At 33.7% G+C, this 3,287-nt stretch carries 3 protein-coding genes, 1 tRNA gene and 1 pseudogene; 1 reads left to right on the top strand and 4 read right to left on the bottom strand.

The window, feature by feature from the left end; genetic code table 11:
- The first annotated feature begins 265 nt into the window (after positions 1-265).
- Positions 266-1,630, top strand: coding sequence for a peroxiredoxin family protein (locus tag DLK05_RS16320; RefSeq protein WP_127345069.1), 1,365 nt, complete (start codon positions 266-268; stop codon positions 1,628-1,630).
- 96 nt (positions 1,631-1,726) lie between these two features.
- On the opposite strand, the pseudogene DLK05_RS16315 reads toward DLK05_RS16320, so the two are convergent.
- The 4 genes and pseudogenes from DLK05_RS16315 to DLK05_RS16305 form a co-directional block, all read right to left on the bottom strand.
- Positions 1,727-2,452: pseudogene (locus DLK05_RS16315) on the bottom strand (ISAon1 family transposase).
- Positions 2,445-2,681 (bottom strand): hypothetical protein, encoded by a 237-nt coding sequence (locus tag DLK05_RS17865; protein WP_235832025.1) that lies wholly within the window; start codon positions 2,679-2,681, stop codon positions 2,445-2,447. Before DLK05_RS17865 ends, DLK05_RS16315 begins: the two are co-directional and overlap by 8 nt.
- 4 nt (positions 2,682-2,685) lie before the next feature.
- A complete protein-coding gene (locus DLK05_RS18560) occupies positions 2,686-2,856 on the bottom strand; it encodes an ISAon1 family transposase N-terminal region protein (protein WP_438830188.1) in 171 nt (56 codons plus the stop codon).
- Between the two features lie 290 nt (positions 2,857-3,146).
- A tRNA-Lys gene (locus DLK05_RS16305) sits at positions 3,147-3,219 on the bottom strand.
- Between the last annotated feature and the right edge of the window lie 68 nt (positions 3,220-3,287).

The raw sequence follows: 3,287 nt of genomic DNA, 5'->3' as shown, positions 1-3,287 counted from the left end.
ATGGCTCGATGAACCTTTTGATCAACCAAAACCAAAGCCTATAATTGCAATCCAGGGGGTGCTATTTTAGAATATGACTTAAATACCACTGAAATGTGCGATTCTAGTTTGAGATAATGATAGTGGAAAAACGTTTAGGACAGGATTGTAAGTCAATTTATTCTTTTTGTTTTACTTTAATTCAGTTTGGAGATATATTATTAGAATGTGTACCTTTATACTTCTGTAATTTTAATAGTTGAGATAATTTTTTAAGTTGTTATATATGTTTCGAAGCTATCTTCTTTTTGCCTTACTTTTATTTTCAGAATCAATTATTGCGCAATCGCAAATGGAACTTCATGCGAATATGCCAGCTTATGCAAATCAATCCTTTTCTCTATTAAGTGCTGATCAGGGAGGAGTTTATATAATTGATAGCACTGTTGTAAAATCAAATGGAGATTTGGATTATAGATGGAAGGGAAGTACAGGTTTTTATCGAATTTCAAATGAGTCTGAACACATTGATATGAGAGTTACTTCTTCAGATTTTTCATTTTCTTTGAAAGGTAGCATCTCCGATGGGGAATTCCGCTTTTCTGAGAACGATGAAAACAATCAATATCAGTATTATCTGTCAGAGTTTAACATGTTAAATAATAGTGTACTTGACTTGCGTAAAGAATTGGAAGCTGGGATTGGAAGTGATTCTATTGTGAATGAGATTAGAGTTGAATTAAAGCATTTACAAAGGGAACGAAAAATATTACTAAAAGATTTATGGGGAAATCATATCGATTCATGGTCTGCTCGTTATGTTCTGGCGCAACAAGAACGTTATCCGGATAGTAAACTAACAGGAAACAAGGCAGAAGCATATTATTTAAAATACTTTTTTGATTATTTTGCATTTTCAGATTCTTTACTGGTAGGTACTCCGGTTTATTATGAGAAAATTGGAAAGTATCTCAAGTCGAGTCACTTTGATGAATTGATTGCAAATCAAAGTACTAAGAAAATAAAAAAAGTAATTGGCACACTTTATTGGATGACAGAATTAGATCCTGATTCACAAAAATATATGACTAATTACTTATTAACTAGGTATCCGGAAGAAAAATATGCAATGGTTTATCATATAGTAGTTGATGCATATAAAGTTTTAAATACATGCGAATATGTGTTGAATTCTCGCACCATTCAAAATCGAATTTACAATTCACGATCTGTAGTTAATGGTTGGATTGTTCCGGATGTTACTTTATATCATTCTTTAGATGGACGTGTAAAATCTTTATCGGAAGTTAATAGTGAATATACTCTTATTGTAATTTGGTCGGCGAGTTGTGTTCATAGCAATGAATTACTAAATAAAATTAATCAGGTTTATTATACTTATAAAGATCTTGGTTTGGAGGTTGTTGCGTTATCTTTGGACAATAATCTTAATTTTTGGGAACAAACAGTAAGCTTCAATAATTATTCATGGATTAATGCTTGTGATACTGATGGTTTGAACGGAACTATTGCCCGACAGTTTAATATCTATGTTACTCCAAGCATGTTTTTGATTGATTCTAATATGAAGCTGGTTGCTATGCCACAAACATTTTTTCAATTGGAGCAGAAACTTAATGAGATTTTGTAGTTAAAGCTTAAAATTGCTTATTAATAAAGCTGTTTTTCCAAAAAAATGAATGCTATCCAAACATTGGATCAAGCCGAATTACTGGGGATTAAAATTTCAAGCATAAATATTAGCTAATCTGAATAAAAAGAAAGGGATATCTCTCACACCTCTGAGCGTTGCTCTAAAGGCTTTTATTTTGGCATTAAAAGATTCAGCAGAAGCATTGGTTGTTCTGTTATCAAAGAAATTTAGTATCCCACGATAATGCGCATATATTGAATTAGAAACTGTTCTAAATCTAGGATCTCCGAATTCTTTCACTTTATTATACTACACGGCTAATTTTGTGTATGCCACAGTTTTAGTCTTGATTTTTGAGTAAATGTGTCTTAATTCTGAAGCCAAATCATATGCCTGTTTGATCTTAGGAAAATTTTCAAAAAGAATATCAGCTCTTTTTTGTTGAGATTCAGACCATTTCGTCTGGGATTTGAACAAAAGATATCTTGATCTTGCCAGCAGTTGCTTTTCTGTGTCTTCGTTGCTGTATACGCTTGGTTTATAATCTATATCTTATTCTTTTGCTTCCTGCATTTGTTGACTCTCCCTTGATATAGCTGTCCACCTATATGCGATTCGAATATCCTGAACTGCATCTAATGCCAATTTCTGCACACGAAAACGGTCTGTTACACGGGATGCTTTAGGAAAACATTTTTTAGCTATCTTATTCATAGAGGCTGCCATATTCAGACTTAGTTCCTTAACTAAGCATCTTTTATTATAGGGTATCTTTTTTAATATTTTTATGACCTGCTCTGAATCTGTTCCTTTAATCATTGCAACCAAAGCTCCTTATTCTCCCTTTGGCTGCTTTGTTTGTTAATAAGGTATACAAATCTCCGTTGGATAAAGCTGTTTCATCTAAACTTAAACTCGCTCCGATATTATCTGAATATAAAATCCATTGCTCCGCATGTTCTCTTTGCGTCCAGGTTTGGAAGTTGCTTAAATGATCCCGGTATTGTTGTTGTGGCTGCTTCCCGTCAATTGGGTAATAGTGCTCCAAATTTTTAGTATTGACTGGAGAGTGATCGATTAAATTCTTTTAAAAAAGATCTAAATTCTTGAGTGAATTTGGTGCCTTTAGCGGTTAACTCCCAATTCCGGCTGATGATCTTACCTCCCTGTTTAACAGCCCATCTTCGCCTACGAATATGCAAAAACATAGCCTTATCTCTGATAGGAAAATCTTATATTGATATTTCTGGCAGAAAGTCTTTTGATAAAAGATCTGTTGAGGAATATCCTTGAGGAGCTATATTCTTTTTTCAAATGAACATTTAATCTCTTCTGTGCGAATTCAACTTTACTTATTTCAAAATAATCTAGTAACTCTGAAGGTAACAAAAAGCGAACTAGGCTTTCATAGTGTGTGGTATCAGTCATATCTTAATTAAATAGAACTGTAAAGATAAAGCACTAAAATTTAGAGCATAAAAAAACCGACGAAGGAAATTCGACGGTTACTTCGTGATCCCTCTGGGGTTCGAACCCAGGACCCCAACATTAAAAGTGTTGTGCTCTACCAGCTGAGCTAAGGAATCGTGCTGATTTTAATTGTAAAGACTTCTGCTTGTCTTTTTGTGATCCCTCTGGGGTTCGAACCCAGGAC

Source organism: Ancylomarina longa, assembly GCF_003996985.1.
Lineage (GTDB): Bacteria > Bacteroidota > Bacteroidia > Bacteroidales > Marinifilaceae > Ancylomarina_A > Ancylomarina_A longa.
The sequence above is the reverse complement of the archived record's forward strand: the minus strand, read 5'-3'. Positions and strand labels throughout refer to the sequence as shown.